General features: G+C 64.9%; 21 protein-coding genes. 15 read left to right on the forward strand and 6 right to left on the reverse strand.

Features of this window, described 5'->3' with window-relative positions:
• Nucleotides 1-29 precede the first annotated feature (29 nt).
• The 3 genes from AC1C2N_RS04180 to AC1C2N_RS04190 all read left to right on the forward strand — a co-directional run bounded on the left by AC1C2N_RS04180 (nt 30) and on the right by AC1C2N_RS04190 (nt 3,601).
• Nucleotides 30-1,940, forward strand: coding sequence for a DUF2207 domain-containing protein (locus AC1C2N_RS04180; protein WP_495432984.1), 1,911 nt, complete (start codon nt 30-32; stop codon nt 1,938-1,940).
• 156 nt (nt 1,941-2,096) lie between these two features.
• Entirely contained in the window at nt 2,097-3,272 is a 1,176-nt protein-coding gene (locus tag AC1C2N_RS04185) for an inorganic phosphate transporter (RefSeq protein ID WP_483405906.1), read from the forward strand.
• Complete coding sequence (locus AC1C2N_RS04190; RefSeq protein WP_495432985.1) at nt 3,269-3,601, forward strand: peptidase; 333 nt, start codon at nt 3,269-3,271, stop codon at nt 3,599-3,601. The genes AC1C2N_RS04185 and AC1C2N_RS04190 overlap by 4 nt, the downstream gene beginning before the upstream one ends.
• 93 nt (nt 3,602-3,694) lie before the next feature.
• Here AC1C2N_RS04190 and AC1C2N_RS04195 read toward each other — a convergent pair whose 3' ends face one another.
• Nucleotides 3,695-4,972: a uracil-xanthine permease family protein gene (locus tag AC1C2N_RS04195; RefSeq protein ID WP_495432986.1), complete on the reverse strand. Its 1,278-nt coding sequence runs from the start codon at nt 4,970-4,972 to the stop codon at nt 3,695-3,697.
• Between the two features lie 192 nt (nt 4,973-5,164).
• On the opposite strand from AC1C2N_RS04195, the gene AC1C2N_RS04200 reads away from it, so the two are divergent.
• From AC1C2N_RS04200 to AC1C2N_RS04210, 3 genes are all read left to right on the forward strand, one after another.
• Nucleotides 5,165-6,601 (forward strand): NCS2 family permease, encoded by a 1,437-nt coding sequence (locus AC1C2N_RS04200; RefSeq protein ID WP_483405755.1) that lies wholly within the window; start codon nt 5,165-5,167, stop codon nt 6,599-6,601.
• A gap of 128 nt (nt 6,602-6,729) precedes the next feature.
• The gene (locus tag AC1C2N_RS04205) at nt 6,730-7,623 is read left to right on the forward strand and encodes a phosphodiesterase (RefSeq protein WP_495432987.1); all 894 of its coding nucleotides are present in this window, start codon (nt 6,730-6,732) and stop codon (nt 7,621-7,623) included.
• Between the two features lie 183 nt (nt 7,624-7,806).
• Complete coding sequence (locus tag AC1C2N_RS04210) at nt 7,807-9,342, forward strand: aspartate ammonia-lyase (protein WP_495433079.1); 1,536 nt, start codon at nt 7,807-7,809, stop codon at nt 9,340-9,342.
• Nucleotides 9,343-9,400: 58 nt separating this feature from the next.
• Here the strand turns inward: AC1C2N_RS04210 and AC1C2N_RS04215 are convergent, their stop codons facing one another.
• Nucleotides 9,401-9,823, reverse strand: coding sequence for a cytidine deaminase family protein (locus AC1C2N_RS04215; RefSeq protein ID WP_495432988.1), 423 nt, complete (start codon nt 9,821-9,823; stop codon nt 9,401-9,403).
• A gap of 72 nt (nt 9,824-9,895) precedes the next feature.
• Nucleotides 9,896-10,789: a fumarylacetoacetate hydrolase family protein gene (locus AC1C2N_RS04220; RefSeq protein WP_495432989.1), complete on the reverse strand. Its 894-nt coding sequence runs from the start codon at nt 10,787-10,789 to the stop codon at nt 9,896-9,898.
• Between the two features lie 65 nt (nt 10,790-10,854).
• Between AC1C2N_RS04220 and AC1C2N_RS04225 the strand changes: the two genes are divergently transcribed.
• From AC1C2N_RS04225 to AC1C2N_RS04235, 3 genes are all read left to right on the forward strand, one after another.
• Complete coding sequence (locus AC1C2N_RS04225) at nt 10,855-12,144, forward strand: PrsW family intramembrane metalloprotease (RefSeq protein ID WP_495432990.1); 1,290 nt, start codon at nt 10,855-10,857, stop codon at nt 12,142-12,144.
• A 207-nt stretch (nt 12,145-12,351) separates the two neighbouring features.
• A complete protein-coding gene (locus AC1C2N_RS04230; RefSeq protein ID WP_108390561.1) occupies nt 12,352-12,726 on the forward strand; it encodes an FKBP-type peptidyl-prolyl cis-trans isomerase in 375 nt (124 codons plus the stop codon).
• A gap of 3 nt (nt 12,727-12,729) precedes the next feature.
• Nucleotides 12,730-13,257, forward strand: a complete 528-nt coding sequence (locus AC1C2N_RS04235; protein WP_483405760.1) for an adenine phosphoribosyltransferase — start codon at nt 12,730-12,732, stop codon at nt 13,255-13,257.
• A 14-nt stretch (nt 13,258-13,271) separates the two neighbouring features.
• Here AC1C2N_RS04235 and AC1C2N_RS04240 read toward each other — a convergent pair whose 3' ends face one another.
• Nucleotides 13,272-13,667, reverse strand: coding sequence for a DUF1304 domain-containing protein (locus tag AC1C2N_RS04240; RefSeq protein ID WP_483405761.1), 396 nt, complete (start codon nt 13,665-13,667; stop codon nt 13,272-13,274).
• A 181-nt stretch (nt 13,668-13,848) separates the two neighbouring features.
• On the opposite strand from AC1C2N_RS04240, the gene AC1C2N_RS04245 reads away from it, so the two are divergent.
• Genes AC1C2N_RS04245 through AC1C2N_RS04255 form a run of 3 tightly spaced genes read left to right on the forward strand, consistent with a single transcriptional unit; the run spans nt 13,849 to nt 16,913 of the window.
• Entirely contained in the window at nt 13,849-14,328 is a 480-nt protein-coding gene (locus AC1C2N_RS04245) for an Lrp/AsnC family transcriptional regulator (protein ID WP_108390564.1), read from the forward strand.
• A 52-nt stretch (nt 14,329-14,380) separates the two neighbouring features.
• The gene (locus tag AC1C2N_RS04250) at nt 14,381-15,421 is read left to right on the forward strand and encodes an LLM class flavin-dependent oxidoreductase (RefSeq protein ID WP_495432991.1); all 1,041 of its coding nucleotides are present in this window, start codon (nt 14,381-14,383) and stop codon (nt 15,419-15,421) included.
• 49 nt (nt 15,422-15,470) lie between these two features.
• A complete protein-coding gene (locus AC1C2N_RS04255) occupies nt 15,471-16,913 on the forward strand; it encodes an MFS transporter (protein ID WP_495432992.1) in 1,443 nt (480 codons plus the stop codon).
• 1 nt (nt 16,914) lies between these two features.
• Here the strand turns inward: AC1C2N_RS04255 and AC1C2N_RS04260 are convergent, their stop codons facing one another.
• Together AC1C2N_RS04260 and AC1C2N_RS04265 are read right to left on the reverse strand one after the other, a co-directional pair.
• A complete protein-coding gene (locus tag AC1C2N_RS04260) occupies nt 16,915-17,256 on the reverse strand; it encodes a protealysin inhibitor emfourin (RefSeq protein ID WP_483405764.1) in 342 nt (113 codons plus the stop codon).
• A gap of 19 nt (nt 17,257-17,275) precedes the next feature.
• Nucleotides 17,276-18,361, reverse strand: a complete 1,086-nt coding sequence (locus tag AC1C2N_RS04265; protein ID WP_495432993.1) for a M4 family metallopeptidase — start codon at nt 18,359-18,361, stop codon at nt 17,276-17,278.
• A 132-nt stretch (nt 18,362-18,493) separates the two neighbouring features.
• Between AC1C2N_RS04265 and AC1C2N_RS04270 the strand changes: the two genes are divergently transcribed.
• From AC1C2N_RS04270 to AC1C2N_RS04280, 3 genes are read left to right on the forward strand one after another with little or no spacing between them, the layout of a single operon-like run.
• The gene (locus AC1C2N_RS04270; protein WP_495432994.1) at nt 18,494-19,384 is read left to right on the forward strand and encodes an LLM class flavin-dependent oxidoreductase; all 891 of its coding nucleotides are present in this window, start codon (nt 18,494-18,496) and stop codon (nt 19,382-19,384) included.
• Nucleotides 19,381-19,839, forward strand: coding sequence for a PaaI family thioesterase (locus tag AC1C2N_RS04275; protein ID WP_495432995.1), 459 nt, complete (start codon nt 19,381-19,383; stop codon nt 19,837-19,839). The genes AC1C2N_RS04270 and AC1C2N_RS04275 overlap by 4 nt, the downstream gene beginning before the upstream one ends.
• Nucleotides 19,840-19,869: 30 nt before the next feature.
• Nucleotides 19,870-20,433, forward strand: coding sequence for a GNAT family N-acetyltransferase (locus AC1C2N_RS04280; RefSeq protein WP_495433080.1), 564 nt, complete (start codon nt 19,870-19,872; stop codon nt 20,431-20,433).
• Nucleotides 20,434-20,440: the final 7 nt, after the last annotated feature.

Genomic DNA, 20,440 nt, shown 5'->3' on the forward strand with positions numbered 1-20,440 from the left:
CGGGGATGCCCGTCTTCTAGGCTGGTGGCATGACGCTCCAGCCGACATCGCCGTCCCGACAGTCAGTCCGTTCCAGGTTCGCCCGCCGCGCGGCGGTATTTCTCGCCGTCACGGGGGCGCTGGTGATGTCAGCGGGGATCCCCGCGACCGCCGCCGTGCCGCAGCAGGCGGCTACAGGCATCCGCTCGGATGTCGACGACTTCACCTTCAGTTCGTTCGACGGTGAGTACACGCTCGGCAGGGACGACAACGGCAACTCAACGCTCACCGCCGTCGAGACGTTCGTCGCCGAGTTTCCCGAGTTCGACCAGAACAAGGGCATCATCCGGGCGATTCCCGAGGGATACCTTGGCGTCAACCTGCACACCGAGATCCAGTCGGTGACGGATGCCGCCGGCAACCCGGTCGAGTTCGACGACTCCGAAACCGAAGACGGGTTCATCCTCCTCGCGCTCGGTACTGACGATTACGTCCGTGGCACCCAGACCTACGTGATCGAGTACACCCAGAAGGATGCCGTCCGGGCGTTCGCAGACACTGACGCTGACGAGTTCTACTGGGATGCACCGGGAACGGGCTGGAACCAGCCCTTCACCGAGGCGCAGATGCGGGTCGTCGTGCCGGAGGAACTGGCGAGCGAGCTGACGGGCGCTGCAGCCTGCTACACGGGTCCCCAGGGATCGACCGACAGGTGTGAGCTCGAAGAGACGGCGACGGACGGGACCGTCGAGTTCGCCTCGCCCGTCACCGGACTCGCTCCGCACGAAACGTTCACTGTAGCCATCGGCTTTGAACCAGGTACCTTCGTCACGCCGGAGATCCCATCGACCTGGCCCGTCTTCACCGTGGTCCCAGCAGGGATCGCCGGCGCAGGACTGATCGGTCTTATCGCCGCCGTCTTCACCAGGCGGCGAAACGTCAGGGATGCGCCAGGGCGAGGAACCATAGTCCCGCAGTACACGGTGCCAGGCGGCGTGGACATCGTGGTGGCCGCCGACCTGATCGGCAAGATAACGAAGGCCATCCCTGCCCTGTTCCTGAGCCTCGCGGTGAGGAGAAACATCCGCATTCTCGACGATGGCGAGTCGTCGAAGCTCGGCGCGAAGAAACGCGAGTACCGCATCCAGTTCCTCACGGACGCCGGCGCATCGGGCGCCGATCTCGAGGCGCTCGACGCCCTGTTCGGCGCAACAAGGCGTCCGAACATGATCATGCCGCTCAGCGCAACGAACACCACGCTCAGCAAGAAGCTCCAGGCCATGACGACGAAAGCGACGGATGCTTCGGTCGCTGCCGGCTACCGCGTGAAACGTAAAGTACCGCGCGCCGGCTGGTTCGCCCTGTTCGCTCTCGCCGTTTTCGCTGTGCTGTTCGCGCTCTTCTGTGTCGGTGTGGCGTCGTATGCGGTCAATGCGTGGCTGGGATTCGGGCTCGTCATCGGGCTGATTTGTGCGATCGGCACGCTGCTCGCTGTCTCATCGAAAAAAGCGCTCACGCCCGAGGGGGCCGAGGTGAAGGATTACCTTCTGGGGCTCAGGGAGTACCTGGCGCTCGCCGAAAAGGACCGGATCGCCATGCTCCAAAGCCCGGAGGGTGCCGAACGGGTGAGGGTCGAGGACACGGTGAACCCCGGTGACACCGTCGAGGTGATCAAGTTCTACGAGAAGCTGCTTCCCTTCGCTGTCCTGTGGGGAATCGAGAAGGAATGGGCGGAAGAACTGGGCAGGTACTACGAGACCACCGGCACCGATCCGGACTGGTACTCGAGTCGGTCAGGCTTCTCGCCATACGGTTTCACCGCGGGACTGAGTACATTCGCGACCTCGTCCGGGGCGTCGACGCCGTGGTCCGCCAGCGCGACAGCGAGCTCGAGCGGTGGTTCGAGCGGTGGTGGATTCTCCGGCGGCGGCGGAGGCGGCGGAGGCGGCGGGGGTCGCTGAGCGTTTGCCCAAACGGGGGTGTCAAGTTGACGGCTGGATCGAGGGGTGTAATCATCGTTTACGGCCCCTCAACTGGCAACCTCGATCACATGAATCCCTCCTGAACTTTTAGGGATTCCTGTGCCCGGGCGAGTCCCTACTCAGAGAACTATGCCGGTGGATATCACCCTCATTATCGTGCTTGTTATAGCACTTGCCCTTTTCTTCGACTTCACCAACGGATTCCACGACACAGCGAACGCTATGGCGACCCCGATTGCCACTGGGGCTCTCAAGCCCAAGATGGCTGTCACGCTTGCGGCGATTCTCAACCTGATCGGTGCGTTTCTGTCGACCGAGGTCGCCAAGACGATCTCGGGTGGAATCATCCGCGAGGGTGAAGGTGGAGTCCTGATCTCGCCGGAGCTCATCTTCGCCGGCCTGATCGGCGCGATCGTCTGGAACATGCTGACCTGGCTGCTTGGACTGCCGTCCAGCTCCTCCCACGCGCTGTTCGGCGGGCTCATCGGTGCCGCCCTCGTCGGGGCTGGTGTCGGGGCCATTGACTTCGGCGTGCTCACCTCCAAGGTGCTCCTGCCGGCGCTCCTCGCCCCCCTCACCGCCATGCTCATTGCCTTCATCGCCACCAAGCTGGCCTACGGCGTCACCCGCCGTTACGACGGCAAGCCGGACGGACGTTCGGGCTTCCGGTACGGCCAGATCTTCTCGTCCTCGCTCGTTGCCCTCGCGCACGGCACCAACGATGCTCAGAAGACGATGGGTGTCATCACCCTCGCCCTCATCTCGGTCAACCTTCAGGCACCGGGTGACGGCGTGCAGTTCTGGGTTGTGGTCGTCTGTGCACTCGCTATCGCTCTCGGCACCTACGTTGGCGGCTGGCGCATCATCAAGACCCTCGGTACCGGCCTCACCGACGTGAAGCCGGCGCAGGGCTTCGCCGCCGAGACCAGCACCGCCGCAACCATCCTCGCGTCGAGCCACCTTGGTTTCGCGCTGTCGACAACGCAGGTTGCCTCCGGTTCTGTCATCGGCTCGGGGCTCGGCCGCCGCGGCTCGACAGTGCGCTGGAAAACCGCGGGCAGGATCGGCCTCGGCTGGCTGATGACGCTTCCCGCCGCTGCTATCGTCGGCGCTCTCGCCGCCCTGGTCGCGCACCTCGGCACGTGGGGTGTCATCGTTGATGCCGTCGTCGGCATCGGTACCATCGCTTTCATCTTCCTGTGGTCTCGCCGCGACCAGGTCGGCCACCACAACGTCGTGAGCGAGGTCGCAGCGTCCGGTGAAGCCGTCTCGATTGCTCCAGAGCCCGACATCAAGAAGGTGACCAAGTGATCGACTGGATGGGGTTCGTTATCGTCCTGCTGGCGGCGCTCACCGGCACCGTCGTCGTTGTCGGCCTGTACTCTCTCGGGCTGAAGTTGCTCGTGCGGGCGGGCCGGGTGCCCGTCGTCTCGCCGGCCACCTTCACCGACGCAATCACGGTGTTTACCGAGGCCGAGATCAAGTCGGCCGCGAAGAAGGCCGCCAAGGCCGTCAGGAAGAATCCGCTGTCGCCGACGCAGAAGCGGATCGCCCAGATCGCCGCATACACCTGCTTCGCGCTCTGCGGCGCGGCAGTACTGTTCGGTATCTACCTCATCGTGCCCGCACTGCACAGCTAGCACAACGACAAAAGCCCCCGGCCGCCGACGCGTGATGCGTCGGGGCCGGGGGCTTTGTGCGTGGCGCTCTGTCGGTGCGCAGCGCGTCGCGTCTTAGCCGGTCCCGCGGAGCCGACCGAGGGAGTTCATCACGTGATAGACAATGATCGCCGCGAGGGTTCCGAGCGCAATCCCGTTGAAGATCACATCTCCGAACTGGAGGGTGTAGTTGGCAATGCCGAGGATGAGGGCGATCGCCGCGGTGAACTGGTTCTTCGGCAGCGAGAAGTCGACCCGGTTGTCGATCCAAATCTTCACGCCGATGATTCCGATCAGGCCGTAGAGCGCCGTCGTCACCCCGCCGAGGACCCCGGCAGGAATCGTGTTGATCACCGCTCCGACCTTCGGGGAGAGCCCGAGGAGGATGGCAAAAATGCCAGCGACCCAGTACGCGGCGGTTGAATAGACGCGCGTTGCGGCCATGACACCGATGTTCTCGCCGTATGTTGTGGTTGCCGAACCGCCGCCCATTCCCGCAACGACCGTTGCGAGACCATCGGCGAAGAGGCCCCGCCCGGTGAGTTTATTGATCGCGGGGTCGTCGGTCATTTGTGCGACACCCCGAATGTGTCCGACGTTCTCGGCGACAAGGACGAGCACGACCGGCAAGAACGCGGGGAGTACCGCCCAGAGTGCTGAGTCGGTGAACGGGTTGCCTGGGCTGCTGAATTGCGGGAGACCCACCCAGGCCGCATCGCCAACACTGGAGAAGTCGATCTCACCGGCAACTACCGCGGCGATGTACCCGACGATCACGCCGATGAGAATGGACATCCGGCCGAGGATGCCACGGAAAAGAACGGATGCCAGAATCACCGCTGAAAGCGTGATCGTCGCGGTGAGCGGGGCTTGCTGGAAGTTGTTCCAGGCGGCAGGGCCGAGGTTGAACCCGATCAGGGCAACAATGGCGCCGGCGACGACAGGCGGCATGAGCGCGTTGATCCAGCCGATGCCGGTGAACTGCACGAGAAGTCCGACGAGTGCGAGCAGAAGGCCGACGATGACGATGCCGAAAAGCGCGCTTCCCATGCCCTGCGCTGTTGTCGCAACGGTGATCGGAGCGATGAAGGCAAACGACGAGCCGAGGTAACTTGGCAGGCGGTTTTTGGTGATGATGAGGAACAGCAGTGTGCCGATTCCCGAAAACAGCAGTGTGGTCGACGGCGGGAAGTCGGTGAGGATCGGGACCAGGAACGTGGCGCCAAACATGGCCACGACATGCTGGGCGCCGAGGCCTATCGTGCGTGGCCAGGTCAGTCGCTCCTGTGGCGCGACGACTTCGCGCGCGCCGACATCCTTACCGTCACCGTGCAGCGTCCAGGGTAAATTCATTCGATCTCGTCTCATTTTCGGGCGTGGTCCTTGCGATACCGTACTCGCAAATAACCGGGGTGCGCGGACGAGCACAAGGCTGGCAATAAACTGGCAGTCTGCGCGTTACGCGTGCACGGGTCACCCGTTCCTGGCTCGTGTGTCTGGCGCCAGCCGGTTTCATCCCATTCTCCTGTTCGGAAAGGCCCCTGAGTGGCATCCTCAACTGCGCCAAGCGTCAAAGACCGCGTCGACAGATTCTTCGAGATTACGAAGCGAGGGTCCACCTTCGGCGGTGAGATCCGCGGCGGCCTCGTCACGTTTGTGGCGATGGCCTACATCGTCATCCTCAACCCGATCATCCTGAGCGGGGGAGTGGACGTCGACGGCAACTCCCTCGACTTCGCCCAGCTCTCCGCGGTCACGGCACTTACCGCCGGAGTGATGACCATCCTGTTCGGCCTCGTGGCCCGACTGCCGTTCGCGTTCGCTGCCGGGCTCGGCATCAACTCGTTCCTCGCGTTCAGTGTCGTCGGTCAGGTCACCTGGGCCGAAGCGATGGGACTCGTTGTCATCAACGGCGTGTTCATCGTGCTCCTCGCCGCAACCGGACTTCGACGGCTGATCTTTGAGGCGGTGCCCATCCAGCTGAAGATCGGCATCACCGTCGGTATCGGTCTCTTCATCGCGTTCATCGGGCTCGTTAACGCGGGCTTCGTCACGTCAACCGGCCAGGCCTCGCCGCCGGTCGGGCTCGGAGTCGACGGTTCAGTCGCGACGATCCCCACCCTCATCTTCGTGATCACGCTCCTCCTCGGCGGTGTGCTCGTCGCCCGCAAGGTGAAGGGTGCGCTCCTGATCGCTATCCTCGTCGGCACGGTTCTCGCGGTAATCACCGAACTCATCTGGCCGGTCGGCGCGTCCAACGGCGGAGAGAACCCTGGCGGCTGGAGCCTCACCGTTCCCGCGCTTCCCACCCAGATCTTCAGCGCTCCCGACCTCGGCCTCATCGGCGCGTTCAACTTCGGTGCCTTTGAGCGGATCGGCGTCCTCGCGGCACTCATGCTCGTCTTCACCCTCGTGTTCACGAACTTCTTCGACGCCATGGGGACAATGACCGGGCTGAGCAAGGAAGCCGGGGTCGCCGACAAAAACGGCAACTTCCCGCGCATCAAGTCCGCGCTCATCGTTGAGGGTGTCGGTGCTGTCGCCGGTGGAGCAACGTCGTCGTCATCGGCCACGGTCTTCGTCGAGTCCGGCGCAGGCATCGGCGAGGGTGCCCGCACCGGGCTCGCCAACATCATCACCGGTGTGCTGTTCATCCTGGCCATGTTCCTGACGCCGCTCACCGGCATCGTCCCGAGCGAGGTTGCATCCGCGGCTCTCGTCCTCGTCGGCGCCATGATGATGGCCCAGATCAAGGACATCGCCTGGACGGAATTCTCCGTCACGTTCCCGGTCTTCCTCACCGTGGCGGTCATGCCGTTCACGTTCTCGATCGCCAATGGAATCGGTGCCGGGTTCATCTCCTGGGTCGTGCTCCGTGCTCTCAGCGGCAAGGCACGCGAGATCAGCCCGCTGCTCTGGATCGTTGCGCTTGGCTTCGTGGTCTACTTCGCGCGCGGACCGATCGAGATGCTGTTCGCCTGATGACGACCTGACGGGCCGGAGGGCCCGACGTCTGCGAGAGCGGGCCGACCGAACGGTCGGCCCGCTCTCGTGTTTCATCCGGGTGACATCTTCAGAGCTGTGTCCGCGGCCCGAACTAGGCTGGGCCCATGGTTCAGCTCGGTCAGTACCCCAAGGCACGGCAGGTGCTCGTTCACCTCAGCGACACGCACTTCCTGAGCGGCGGGGCACCACTCCACGGAGATCTACCGGCCGAGTCCAACCTCGAGCGGGCCCTGGAGCAGGTCGAATCGATGGGCATCAGCCCATCGGCGCTTGTGTTCACCGGAGACCTCACCGATGAGGGTGAGACGGATGCCTATGCTCGCCTCCGCGAGCGGGTTGAGCCCGCCGCGCGGCGGCTCGGGGCCGAGGTGATCTGGCTGATGGGCAATCACGATGAACGTGGTGCGATGCGTTCAGCACTTCTCGACGAGGAGCCCAGCGACGCCCCGGTGGACCGGGTCTGGGACCTGGGCGGACTTCGGTTCATCGGCCTTGACTCGAGTGTTCCCGGTTTCCACCACGGCGAGCTGACCGACGCGCAGCTGGACTGGCTCGACGCCGTGCTCGACGTTCCCGCGCGCCTCGGAACGGTGATCGGGATGCATCATCCGCCCGTCCCCGCTCCGCAGCCCCTGTTCGATCTGCTCGAGCTCAGGCACCAGCGCCCGTTCGCCGAGGTGCTCGCCGGCCGTGACGTCAGGGCCATCCTGGCCGGGCACCTCCACTACTCACTCAGCTCGACATTCGCCGATGTGCCGGTGTCAGTTGCCGCTGCGACGTGTTACACGATGAACCTCTCCCGCCCGCCGCGCGAGGCCAACGGTATGAACGGCGGACAATCGTTCAACCTGGTGCACGTCTACGACGAGCAAATCACGCACTCGGTGGTTCCGATCGGCGACTTCGAGACAGCAGACACCTTCAACGCTGAGTTCATTGCCGAGATGGAGGCGCTCTCGCCCGAGGAACGCGTCGAAGCCTTCTCACGCAAGCGATAGCCACCCGGCCCGCAGGCGCCGCGAGCGCTCCGTGCCATTCCGGCGCGCGTGCGGCATTCGGATGCCAGTTCGGCCAGCTTCCGGGCAGCCAGAAGCGGGTACAGTCGAAACTGTCCGGCCACAAGCACACGACACAGGCGATGGAGCCACACAGTGAGAATCAGCAACGCCGCCACACGCGGAATGACGATCGACGACGAAAGCGGAAAGGGGTTCACGGTGAATGCACCAGGCCAGACGCGGACGGAGACGGATTCACTCGGATCACTGGAGATTCCCGCCGACGCATACTGGGGCATCCACACCGCGCGAGCGCTGGAGAACTTCCCGATCTCGAAGCGGCCGATCTCCGTCTATCCCGATCTCGTCGAGGCCCTCGCGAGTGTCAAACAGGCAGCGGCCCGCACGAATGTCGAGCTTGGTGCGTTGAGTGCCGAGAAGGGCGCCCTCATTGACCGGGCGTGCCAGCGCATCATCGACGGCGAGTTCCACGACCAGTTTGTGGTTGGGGTTATCCAGGGTGGCGCAGGAACGTCGACCAACATGAATGCCAACGAGGTCATCACCAACGTGGCCCTCGAGATCGCCGGAAAGCCCAAGGGCGAATACAGCTACCTCTCGCCGATCGATCACACGAACCGCAGTCAGTCGACAAACGACGTGTACCCGACCGCGATCAAGATCGCCCTGTCGTTCTCGCTGCAAACCCTGCTCGACGAGCTCGAATACCTCAAGGAGTCGTTCACCCGGAAGTCCGCGGAGTTCCGCCACGTCCTCAAGGTCGGACGCACGCAGCTGCAGGACGCCGTTCCGATGACGCTCGGCCAGGAGTTCCACGGGTTCGCGACGACGCTCGGTGAAGACCACGCGCGGCTCAACGAGACTCGGTGGCTGCTTGCCGAGATCAACCTCGGGGCGACAGCAATCGGTACGGGCATCACAGCGGATCCCCGGTACGCGGCCGCTGCCGTCAAGCACCTGAACCGGATCACCGGACTCAGCCTCGAGACCGCGCCTGACCTCATCGAGGCGACGAGCGATGCCGGGGGATTCATGTCGTTCAGCGGAACCCTCAAGCGTTCGGCGATCAAGCTGTCGAAGATCTGCAATGACCTCAGGCTTCTCTCCAGCGGCCCTCAGGCCGGGTTCGGCGAGATCAACCTGCCGCCGGTCCAGGCCGGATCGAGCATCATGCCAGGCAAGGTGAACCCGGTCATTCCCGAGGTCGTCAACCAGGTCGCGTTCTCGGTGGTTGGCGCGGACATGACGGTGACCATGGCCGCCGAAGCCGGGCAGCTGCAGCTCAACGCGTTCGAACCGGTGATCGCGCACTCATTGCTGCAGAGCATCACCTGGATGACCCAGGCGTGCCACACGCTCCGGGTCAACTGCATCGACGGCATCACGGCCAACCTCGAGCGACTGGAGACGATGGTCGGCTCGTCGGTCGGCGTGATCACTGCCCTCACCCCGTACATCGGGTACTCAGCGGCAGCTGCCCTCGCCAAGACCGCGCTCCTGACGAGGAGGAACATCGCCGATCTCGTGGTCGAGTCGGCGTTGATGACGCGCGAAGAGGTGACCAGGCAGCTCTCGCCGGCGAGACTCTCCGGACTCGAGGTGGTCACGATGGCGATTCCGATCATCGATGGGCCCACTCACCCGCACCCGGTCGGAGAAGAGCTCACAACGGCGGTCGAGGGCACCGAGCGGGTCTGACCCGCCTACGCGCCTGGTTGACCGGGCCGCTGATTGCCTGACCCGCTCGCTGCGCCCATCACTGGCTCGCAGCCTGCTCTTCGACCCAGTCGAAGGCGAAGGGGAGGAGTTCCGCGATGGCGACGCTCCGAACCCCCACCGGCGTCGGGACGATAACCCGGATGCCGGGGTGATAGTCCGCGAGCACCTGCCGGTCGCGCCCACAGGGGGCCTTCACTCCGCGCCCGGCGTCGCCCACCGCCACGATGGTCACCAGATCACGGGCGCCCGCACTGCGCGCCGCCCCGAGGGCAACGAGTTCAGCGCAGGGCCCGCCGGTGAAGTGGTACAGGTTGACGCCACGGTGCACGCGGCCGGTGACGTCTCTCACAGCCGCCCCGACCGTGTGTACCCCGGACTCAGCATCCGCGTTGGCGTCGATGACGGCCGTTGCCTCGGCGATGAGGTCGATGTCGTCCTGGCTGAGCTCGCGCATGTTCATGCCGTCGAGCCTATTGCCGGTCAGTGCTGAAGCCGGCCAGTGCTGTCGCCGGTGAGGCCGGGGAGCAGCCGATCAGGTCATCCGGCAGTGCGTGGTGAGGGCTCCGACACCCTCGACGGCGACGGTGACCGTCGACCAGTCGCGAAGGAAGACCTGCGGCTCCCGGGAGTATCCGGCACCGCCGGGGCTGCCCGTTGAAATCAGAGTGCCAGGCAACAGGGTTGCTGATCGCGACAGGTGGGCGATGAGTTTGGCGACACTGCGCACCATCAGGCCCGTTGTCGAATCCTGCATCAGGTGCCCGTCGAGCGTCGTCGTGACGTGGAGGGCCTGCGGATCGGCGATCTCGTCGCGGGTAACGACGGTGGGTCCCGTCGGCGTGAAGCCGTCGAACGACTTGCAGCGGCTCCACTGGGTCTCGGCGAACTGGATGTCGCGGGCTGTGATGTCGTTGACGACCGTGTAACCGAAAACGTAGTCAAGGGCATCCGCCTCTGAAACGTCTTTGGCGTGCCTGCCGATGATGACGCCGAGCTCCGCCTCATAATCGATCGACTCGCTCAGTGCCCGCGGCCAGCTGGTCGTTGCTCCGTGTCCGGAGAGGGAGTTGGGCCAGAGCGAGAACACGGTCGGGGCGGCGTCGGCCTTGACGTTGAGTTCACTGGAGTGGGCCGAGTAATTGAGACCGATGGCGATGATCTGCGGCGGGCGCAGAACGGCCGACGCGTGGGTGAGTTCAGACACCGGTGTGAGCCCTACTCCCTGGGCGAGCGCGGCGTCTGAGTGAGACTTCACCCGCGCCAGCTCGGCATCGCCCCGTTCGAGGAGATGCTGTAGATCGACGGGAGCGTCGTCGAGGATCTCGTCGAGGAAGAGCGCACCGTCCCCGGAGATCACAGCCAGTCGAGCAGCGGGCGTGCCGGGGGCACTGGGATGGGCGTCATCGATCAGGTGTGCAAATCTCACATTCTCAGGGTAGTGGACCCCGCCGCGGTTCATTTCGTAAGCGCGGGAACCAGTAATCTGATCCAATGGCGAACGAGTTTCCTGGCGGACACCGGCACACTCCAGACAATCGCGCGCGCGGTCACGAAGCAAAGGGCCATCGCCCGCTGCAGATCTATACCGGCTCTGCGTACTCCACGCCGGGCGGATTCGGCCAGCCGACCTACGCCCAACCCGTCGCCCCTGAGTCCTGGGTTCAGCCCGTGTGGACACAGCCGGTGTCGCGCACGCCGGCGGTTGCCGTGGTCGGCGTCATCGCCGTCGCCGTCCTGACCCTGCTGCTTTTCTCTGTGCTCGGCTACTTCGTAATCTTCCTCGGGCCCGCAGCCACCCTCGTTGGTTTCCTGATCGCCCTCGTGCCGCTTGCCGTCGTGCTGTGGGCGATCCGCTGGGTCGACAGGTGGGAACCGGAACCCCGGCTCGCGCTGTTGTTCGGTTTTCTCTGGGGTGCAGCTGCCTCGGTCGCGATCGCCCTCATCGTCGGGCTCACCATCGAGATCGCCGCGATGGCGACGACAGGGCAGGGCACCCCGACATTCCTTCAGGCTGCCCTGCAGGCACCGGTTGTCGAAGAGACAGCCAAGGGCATCGGCGTGCTCATCCTGTTTTTCGCGACGCGCAAGCATTTCACCGGCCCCGTCGACGGCCTCGTCTACGCGGCAATCATCGCCGCGGGATTCGCGTTCACCGAGAACATCCAGTACTTCGCCGTCGCGCTCGTCGAGGGTGGGCTCGGCGAGCTGGGCGCCACGTTCTTCATGCGGGCGATCCTCGCGCCGTTCGCCCACGTGACCTTCACCGCCATCACCGGACTGGCGATAGGCATGGCGGCTCTGCGTGGAGGCAGGATGCTGATCGGCTGGTTCGTTCTGGGCCTCGCGGGTGCCATCGCACTTCACGCGCTGTGGAACGGTTCCCTCTTCGTTGTCAGTTCCCTCGAGTCGTATGCCATGTACTACGTGCTGATCCAGGTGCCGATTTTCGTGATTCTCATCGTGATCACCATCCTGATGCGCAGGCACGAGGCCCGTCTCACCGCAGCGAGGCTCAGCGAGTACGCCGCCGCCGGGTGGTTCGTGCCGGCGGAAGTGCAGATGCTCGCGTCAGCGACAGGGCGCAGGCAGGCCATGTCGTGGGCGCGCACGCTGCCGGGAAACAAGGCCGTCGTCATGAAGCAGTTCATCAACGATGCCACCCGACTGGCATTCACCAGGCAGCGGATCATCACCGGGCGCAATGACCTCGTCAACCGCAAGACAGAGCAGGAACTCCTCGTCGCTGTTGCCGGCGACCGCCAGGTGCTGCTCGGGCCGTAATTGCCCGACGACCGGCACAGAAAAAACCCATCGCCCCGTGCTGCGGCACTGCCGGCGAGTCGACGGGGCGATGAGTTCTCTTAGGTTCAGGATGCACCCGGCATGGCTGTATTGCAAGCACTATTTCCGCATTAGCGCTCGATGACGTGAGCTTCAATGCCCCCCACCCGCTTTGACGCGCGCACTCTGACGCGGTTGTATTGTTCTATGACCGAATCGCAGAACACCAAGCCCGAAATCGACGCACCGGAGGGGCCGGCTCCCTCCGAACTCGAGATCGTCGACATCACCGTCGGCGAAGGAGACGAAGCCAAGAGCTCGTCGACAGTCAACGTGCACTACCTCGGCGTCAGCTATGACACCGGCGAAGAGTTCGACTCATCCTGGAGCCGTGGCGAACCCATCAACTTCCCCCTGTCCAACCTCATCCGTGGCTGGCAGGAAGGCATCCCCGGCATGAAGGTCGGCGGTCGCCGCAAGCTCACGGTTCCGCCCGCACTGGCGTACGGCGCTGCAGGAAGCGGACACCCGCTTTCCGGCCAGACCCTCGTCTTCGTCATCGACCTGCTTGGCGTGAAGTAGAGTTTGAGCGTTTCAGACCTCGTTCTCGAGCTGAGCGACACGATCCCCGACTTTCCGAAGCCGGGGATCGTGTTTCGTGACCTCACGCCCGTCTTCGCCGACGCGGATGCCTTCACCGCGATCATCGATGACCTCGCCTCCCGATTCGCCGGTGGGTACGACGCGGTCGCTGGCCTCGAGGCCAGGGGTTTCCTGCTCGCCGCTGCGCTCGCGTACGCCGGGCACGTTCCCCTGGTCGCGATCCGCAAGGAAGGCAAACTTCCCGGCGACGTGCTGTCGGAGACCTACGACCTTGAGTACGGGACGGCGACATTTGAAATCCGGCCAGGACAGATCGCCAGCGGGAGCAGGGTGCTCATCGTCGATGACGTCCTCGCCACCGGTGGAAGTGCCGTCGCTGCGGCCCGGCTGGTCGAGCGGGCCGGCTACGTCGTTGGCGGCGTAGGACTCGTGCTCGAACTCGATGGGCTGGGCGGCCGGGACCGGCTCACGGGCTACGACGTGTACTCGATAGTCGCCGAACCGGCGTAGTCACTGTTTTCCGATCAGTGCTCCGTCACCCAGCTGGTGATGTAGAGCACAACCGTGATGAGCGGGAAGATCCCCTGAATGACCGCGGCCGACAGTCGGCCCTTCCCGCTCGTCACGAGCACAATGGCGGCGGCGAGCATGCTCGCGACGCAGAAGATCCCCAGCGCAAAACCGGCGTCTGCCCGGCCAATGCCATACATGATCGAGCCGATGAGGGCACCGATGCCGAGGAAGAGGTTGTAGAAGCCCTGGTTGTACGCCAGCGCTCTGGTGGTCTCGGCGTCTTCAGCGCTTCTGAGCCCGAACCGCTTCCAGACGGCGGGCCGCGTCCACGCGACTGATTCCCAGTAGAAGATGAGGAAGTGGACCGCGGCGGAGAGGGTTGCGGCGATCGTGATGAGGATGACCATGGGCTGAGCCTATTGCGGCAGCTTCGCCTGAGCCAGTATCGCCTGCGGGTGAGCCGCGCGCGCCACGCCAGGGTGCGGCTCAAAGGCACCTTCGTCGATCATCCACCCGGAGACGGCCCATCTAAGATGAGAGAACCGGCAAATCGTCGCAGATGGTGCACGTACCACGAGGGATCACCCCATGGAATCGAAGAAACCCCCGCTTGACAGTACAGATCGCGCACTTCTGCGCGCCCTGTCGAGCAATGCCCGTGCATCGGGTTCACAGTTGGCCGCGGATCTCGGTCTTGCCGAGTCGACGGTGTCGCTCCGCCTCCGGCGACTGCACCAGTCCGGTCACATTGTCGGGTACCACGCCGACATCGACCTCGCTGTGCTCGGTGCGCCGCTCCAGGCGCTCATCGCCGTTCAGCTTGCCCAGCACAACAGAGCCGACATCCAAAAGTTCCGGCGCGAGGCGCCGACGTGGCCAGGGGTGCTCTCGATGTTCCACATGGGTGGACGGGACGACTACCTGATGCACGTCGCGGCGCGCAGCACGGCCGATCTCAGGGAATTCGTCGTTCAGTACCTCACCGGCCACCCCGCCGTCGCGCACACCGAGACGAACCTCGTCTTCGAGCACGCCGCGGGAACCGGCTGGCAGCAGCTTCTCGCCTGATCGGGAATGTCGGCGCGTTCGTTGTGCTTGGACTTCTCGAAAGGTTGTGTTTGTGAAACTCTCTGTTCTTGATCTTGTCCCCGTCCGTTCGCGGCAGTCGTCGTCTGACGCCCTGGCCGCATCCATCGATCTGGCGAAAGCCGCGGATGCCCTCGGTTACACCCGCTATTGGGTGGCGGAACACCACAACATGCCGTCGGTCGCATCGACGAACCCGGCGGTCATCATCGGGATTCTGGCCGCGCACACCGACAGGATCCGGGTCGGCTCGGGCGGTGTGATGCTGCCCAACCACGCGCCCCTGGTTGTCGCCGAACAGTTCGCGCTGCTCGAAGCAAGCGCCCCCGGCCGGATCGACCTCGGGCTCGGGCGGGCACCGGGAAGTGACCCGGTCGTCACCGCCGTTCTCAACCGTTCGGGTGCAACGAGCGACGTCAACCAGTTCCCGAACTATGTATCGGACATCGTCTCGCTGCTTGGCACTGACGGCGCAACGGTCCGGCTCACCAGCGGCACCGAGTACCAGCTCAAGTCGACGCCGGCCGCCACGAGTGTTCCGGACATGTGGCTGCTCGGCTCCAGTGACTACTCGGCGACGCTCGCCGCGTCGCTCGGCCTGCCATACGTCTTCGCCCACCACTTCGCGGGCCACGGCGCCGAGCGAGCGCTCGAGATCTACCGCGGCCAGTTCCAGCCGTCGGAGATTCTCGACGCACCGCGCACCTTCGTGACGGCGAACGTCGTCGTCGCGCCGACGGCATCCGAGGCCTATGCCCTTGCCCTGCCGAACCTGCAGCACATGGCACGGCTTCGAAGCAACGAACCGCTCGGCAGGCTCGCGACGGTCGAGGAAGCCGCGAAAACCACGATGAGCCCGATGCAGGACGAGTTTATCAGCGCGTCGCTCGGGTCCTGGATCATCGACGAACCAGTTGCGGCGGCACAGCGCGTGCGGGAGCTGGCGAAACGCTTCGACGTCGACGAGGTGATGGTGTCTCCCGGAGCTTCGGCGTACGACGCCGAGAGCCTGACCGAGACACCGGGCCGGGTTCAGACGCTCGAGCTGCTCGCGCAACAACTGCTCACAGACTGACCGCAAAACGGTGGTGCACGTCGCGCCGCTGACGCGCCAGAATAGGCAGATGACGTTACCTCCGAGCTCGCGGTTGGCGAGGCTTGACGCACTTCCGTTTACGAAACAGCACAGGAAGCTCCTGGTTGGATCCGGGGTCGGCTGGGCGCTTGACGCCATGGACGTCGGATTGATCTCCTTCGTTCTCGCCCAGCTCGCCGTGACCTGGCAGCTCGAAAGCGCAGAGCTCAGCTGGATCGCCTCGGCGGGGTTCATCGGCATGGCCGTCGGGGCGAGCCTCGGCGGCCTGCTCGCCGACCGGTTCGGTCGCAGGCAGGTCTTCGCGATCACGCTGCTGGTCTTCGGGATCGCCACAGGGGCAGCGGCGCTGTCCTGGTCGCTCGGCGTGCTCATCGTCCTGCGGTTCATCGTCGGCCTCGGTCTCGGCGCCGAGCTGCCTGTGGCGTCCACCTACATGTCCGAGTTCGCACCGCCGCGGATTCGCGGACGCGTCATCGTGCTGCTCGAAGCGTTCTGGGCCATCGGCTGGACGATTGCGGCACTCATTGGCTACTTCATCGTGCCGCTGAGCGACAATGGCTGGCGCTGGGCGCTCGCCATCGGAGCTGTGCCGGCGATCTACGCGGTCATCGTACGGTTTGCAATGCCGGAGTCCGTTCGCTTTCTCGAGTCACGCGGTCGCACGGCCGAGGCAGAGGCAACGGTGCGCCGGTTCGAGATCTCGGCCGGACGAGCGACGGATGCCGTTGGCGATGCGGCGGGGGAACGCGAGGCGGCGGCTGCACAGCGGGCTGGCACTGCCGGTCCCGCTGATGCAGCCGGTGCTGAAGACGCGGGAACTGCACGAACGAAGCCGAGGCTCACCGCGCGGGCCCAGGTCGCGACGCTCTGGGCGCTCCCGCACCGTGTCCAGACCCTCGCCCTGTGGGTCGTCTGGTTCTGCGTGAACTTCTCCTATTACGGAGCCTTCGTCTGGTTGCCATCGATCCTCGTGGCATCCGGGTTCTCGCTCGTCAAGTCGTTCGAGTACACGCTCATCATCACGCTCGCACAGCTGCCGGGATATCTGGTTGCCGCGTACCTCGTCGAGAAGTGGGGCAGGAGCAAGACGCTCGCCGTCTTCCTGACCGGTTCGGCGGTCTCGGCCGTGCTCTTCGGCCTGGCCGGACTCGAGTGGCAGGTGATCGGCGCAGGCATGCTGCTGTCGTTCTTCAACCTCGGCGCGTGGGGTGCGCTCTACGCCGTGACGCCTGAGCTGTACCCGACCGAGCTTCGCGCAACAGGGTCGGGCTGGGCGGCCGGGGTCGGCCGGATCGCGTCGATCATTGCCCCGCTGCTTGTCCCGATCCTCACCGGTGTCGGCGGCAGCGTCCTGTTGTTCAGCGTGTTCGCCGCGTTCTTCCTGATCGCGGCAGCTGCAGCGCTTGCCCTCGCAGACAAGCGAGGCAAGGCGCTCGAGGAGTTCGTCCCGGCCGTCGCCGAACGGGTGTGAGCTAGAAGCGGTTCGGTGTGCCGCCGGTACGATCGGTGTGCCTCGGCTGCTCCGGCGTCGGGTCGAACGCGCGGACCCGGTCGACGAGTTCACGCCAGCCACCGGTGAGGGACTGCTCGGGGATGACGGCCTCCCTGGGTTCCGGGCGGGCCTCAGGCACCGGTTCCAGCCGGATCCGGTAGATGTAGCGGTCGGGCTGTGGCGGTTGGGGGCGCTGGTTGTCCCAGGGCAGGTCCCGGAGCAGGACGAGCCACGAATCTGCGTCCGGCTGCTCGTCGACGCGGACTTCCCAGCGCGTGCTCAGCCCGGCGAAGCCGCCGCTCCGGATAACCGTCACCTTCATGCCGGGAATGCTACTCCGGTTATGCGGTGACACCTACCGTCTGCCAGGCGGTGCGAACGGCGGAGGTTTCGCGCGAGTCCTCTCCGAAGAGGCGGGATGTGACGACAACCGTTGCCTCCGCGAACTCCCGGAAATCGGCGTTCGCCTTGACCTCGGTGGTCAGGGTGTCGTACCAGATCTGACCCGGTGCCTCCCACGCGTTGCCGCCGATGGCGGTCGCCGCGAGGTAGAACGCCCGGTTGGGGATTCCGGAGTTCAGGTGGACTCCGCCGTAATCGTCTTCGGTTTCGATGTACCCGCTCATGTCGGCCGGTTGCGGATCCTTACCGAGGACGTCGTCGTCGTATGCGGTGCCAGGCGCCCTCATGGAGCGAAGTGCCTGGCCCTCGACCTCAGCCGAGAAGATTCCCTCGCCGATGAGCCAGCTGGCCTCGTCGGCGCTCTGGCCCCGGGAGTGCTGGTCGACGAGCGCACCGAAGACGTCGGACACCGACTCATTGAGGGCACCCGATTGCCCCGAGTAGACGAGGTTCGCTGTGTACTGGGTGACGCCGTGGGTGAGTTCGTGCCCGATAACGCTGAGCGATCTGGTGAACCCGATGAACACCTGTCCGTCGCCATCGCCGAAGACCATCTGGGTTCCGTCCCAGAACGCGTTGTCGTACGCGTCTCCGAAGTGCACGGTTGCGGCGAGGGGGATACCCTCACCGTCGATGGAGTTCCGGGAGTACGCCTCCCAGAACAGAGCGTATGTTTGGCCGAGACCGTCGTAAGCCTCGTTGACGCTGCCGTCGGGTGTTGGCGGCTCGCCCTCCGAGCGGACGAGGCGACCGGGCAGGTCTTCTGTGCCCTCGGCATCCGAGATGTATCGCTCGGGCTGGCCGGGAGCTGATGCCTGCCGGCGGTCGGTGTCTCCACCCCGCATCGACTGCCGCGGGGGAGCCGGTTCGCCCCTCCGCACCGCGCGGATCTGTGACGCGGCTGCCAGCGCGCGCTGTGCCGCGCTCGCCGCACGGGCGAGCCGTGGATCGTCGAGCTGCGCGAGGTGGTTGAGGAGATATGGCGGCACGATGGAGCAGCGGGGGGAGTCGATGTGAGTGCTCATGGCGACAGTGTGGCACTCGCCGCAGACATCCGGACACTACCCTGTGGCGTTTTCTTGAGGGCGGGGTGCACCAGGGGTAGGACCGTGGCTTCGGGGAGGTCCTGGCCGCGACGCGTCTTCTAGACTGCGGGGATGCGTTGTGGAATCATCATCCTCCCTCAGGACCCCTGGCTCGAAGCGAAGCGCAAGTGGCAGGGAGCTGAGGAACTCGGCTTTGATTCGGCGTGGACCTATGACCACCTCTCCTGGCGGAGTCTCGCCGATGAGCCGTGGCAGGCCACGATCCCCACGCTCACAGCGGCATCCGTCGTTACCAGCCGCATCCGTCTCGGGACGATCGTCGCGTCACCGAACTATCGGCATCCTGTTCCGTTCGCGAAGGACATTGCGACCGTCGATGAGATCTCGGGCGGGAGGTTCGTGCTCGGTGTTGGCGCGGGCGGAACCGGCTTCGACGCGTTTGTGCTCGGCGATCGTGAGCTCACCCCGCGTGAGCGGCACGAGCGATTCGCCGAGTTCGTTTCTGACCTGGATGCCCTGTTGCGGTTCGAGCTTCCGGAGAGCGGGGGAGTGAGCTTTGAGGGCGACTGGTACACGGCGGTGAACGCCCGGATGGTGGGAGCGCCGGCGCAGAGCCCGCGGGTGCCATTCGTGGTCGCGGCGAACGGCCCCAAGGGGATGCGCGTTGCTGCCGAGTACGGTTCAGGCTGGGTCACGACCGGTCCCGACGGCGAGGTCGGCGACGAGTGGTGGGCGTCTGTCGCAACGCTCGGGAAGCGATTCGAGGATGCCGCATTGTCGGTCGGCACCGATCCGCTGTCGGTCGAGAAGTACCTCATGATCGACTCAGGCGGCTCGTACGCGCTCGACAGTGCGGCCCGGTTCGAGGACAGCGTCGGGCGAGCGGCCGAGCTGGGATTCTCCGAGGTGCTGACGCACTGGCCGCGGGCGAACGGGATCTACGCCGGAAGCGAATCCGTGCTGGATGACGTCGCCGCCCTGTTCCCTAAGCTGAGGGGATGAATATTCTCGACGCGCCCGAATCAGACGGTCTCAACGGCCTTGAGCAATTGCAGGCGATGCTGGCAGCGGGGCAGCGGCCGTCCATTTGCGAGACGCTCGGCTTCGATCTCGTCGAGGTCGGTCGTGGCTCCGCCGTCTTCGAGGGCACCCCTGGAGCGCACGTCCTCAATCCGATCGGCACTGTCCACGGCGGATTCGCCGCAGCGTTGCTTGACTCCGCCTGTGGCACCGCTGTGCACACCCGCCTGTCGCCGACGCAGGGGTACACCACGCTCGAACTCAAGACCTCGTATCACCGGCCGATGAGCGTCGACACCGGTGTTGTGCGCGCGGAGGCGAACCTCATTTCGTTCGGACGGCGGGCAGCGTTCGCTTCTGCCGCGCTGACGGATGCCGATGGCCGGGTGCTCGCGACGGCGACCTCGTCTCTGCTTGTGTTCGAACGGTCGGCGTAGAGCGCAGTCGGGTGGAGAGGGACAGTCGTGATGCACTTCGAGCGCAATCTCGGCGACGGCTATCGGCTGGGTCTTCGCACGAGGGCGACCGATGAGGGGATGCTCCGGCTGATCGAGAAGAACCTCTCACGGCTGCGAGCGTGGGAACCGTGGGCGCTCGCCGATCAGACACGCGAGACTCTCGGGGCCTTCACGCAATATCAGCTCGAGGGTTTCTCTCGGGGAACCATCGTGCCGACCGTCATTTTCCGGGGGGATGAGATGGTCGGTGCAGTTTCTGTGGCGCTGAACCGTGTGACGCGGAAGGCAGAACTCGGCTACTGGCTCGATTATGAGGTCGAGGGGAAGGGCGTTGCGTTCCTGGCCTGCTCCGTGCTTGTGGAACACCTCGCCGAGCAGGGCATGCGACGGGTCGAAATTCGCACGGCAGCATCGAATGAGCGCAGTTGCCGACTCGCAGAGCGCCTGGGTTTTGAGCTCGAGGGTGTTGTGGAGCGGGCGCTCGTGCTCGGCGAGAGACGGCTCGACCTTGCGATCTACAGTCTCGCCATCGATAGTCTCGCCATCGATAGTCTCGCCATCGACAGTGCGTGAGTCGACA

The organism is Mycetocola sp. Y791, from assembly GCF_059445325.1.

Bases quoted from the DNA above. Each gene is read 5' to 3' on its own strand.
- AC1C2N_RS04180 (WP_495432984.1), top strand. From the start codon at position 30: ATGACGCTCCAGCCGACATCGCCGTCCCGACAGTCAGTCCGTTCCAGG.
- AC1C2N_RS04195 (WP_495432986.1), bottom strand. From the start codon at position 4,972: ATGAATTTACCCTGGACGCTGCACGGTGACGGTAAGGATGTCGGCGCG.
- AC1C2N_RS04205 (WP_495432987.1), top strand. From the start codon at position 6,730: ATGGTTCAGCTCGGTCAGTACCCCAAGGCACGGCAGGTGCTCGTTCAC.
- AC1C2N_RS04210 (WP_495433079.1), top strand. From the start codon at position 7,807: ATGACGATCGACGACGAAAGCGGAAAGGGGTTCACGGTGAATGCACCA.
- AC1C2N_RS04215 (WP_495432988.1), bottom strand. From the start codon at position 9,823: ATGAACATGCGCGAGCTCAGCCAGGACGACATCGACCTCATCGCCGAG.
- AC1C2N_RS04225 (WP_495432990.1), top strand. From the start codon at position 10,855: ATGGCGAACGAGTTTCCTGGCGGACACCGGCACACTCCAGACAATCGC.
- AC1C2N_RS04230 (WP_108390561.1), top strand. From the start codon at position 12,352: ATGACCGAATCGCAGAACACCAAGCCCGAAATCGACGCACCGGAGGGG.
- AC1C2N_RS04240 (WP_483405761.1), bottom strand. From the start codon at position 13,667: ATGGTCATCCTCATCACGATCGCCGCAACCCTCTCCGCCGCGGTCCAC.
- AC1C2N_RS04245 (WP_108390564.1), top strand. From the start codon at position 13,849: ATGGAATCGAAGAAACCCCCGCTTGACAGTACAGATCGCGCACTTCTG.
- AC1C2N_RS04255 (WP_495432992.1), top strand. From the start codon at position 15,471: ATGACGTTACCTCCGAGCTCGCGGTTGGCGAGGCTTGACGCACTTCCG.
- AC1C2N_RS04260 (WP_483405764.1), bottom strand. From the start codon at position 17,256: ATGAAGGTGACGGTTATCCGGAGCGGCGGCTTCGCCGGGCTGAGCACG.
- AC1C2N_RS04265 (WP_495432993.1), bottom strand. From the start codon at position 18,361: ATGAGCACTCACATCGACTCCCCCCGCTGCTCCATCGTGCCGCCATAT.
- AC1C2N_RS04270 (WP_495432994.1), top strand. From the start codon at position 18,494: ATGCGTTGTGGAATCATCATCCTCCCTCAGGACCCCTGGCTCGAAGCG.
- AC1C2N_RS04275 (WP_495432995.1), top strand. From the start codon at position 19,381: ATGAATATTCTCGACGCGCCCGAATCAGACGGTCTCAACGGCCTTGAG.
- AC1C2N_RS04280 (WP_495433080.1), top strand. From the start codon at position 19,870: ATGCACTTCGAGCGCAATCTCGGCGACGGCTATCGGCTGGGTCTTCGC.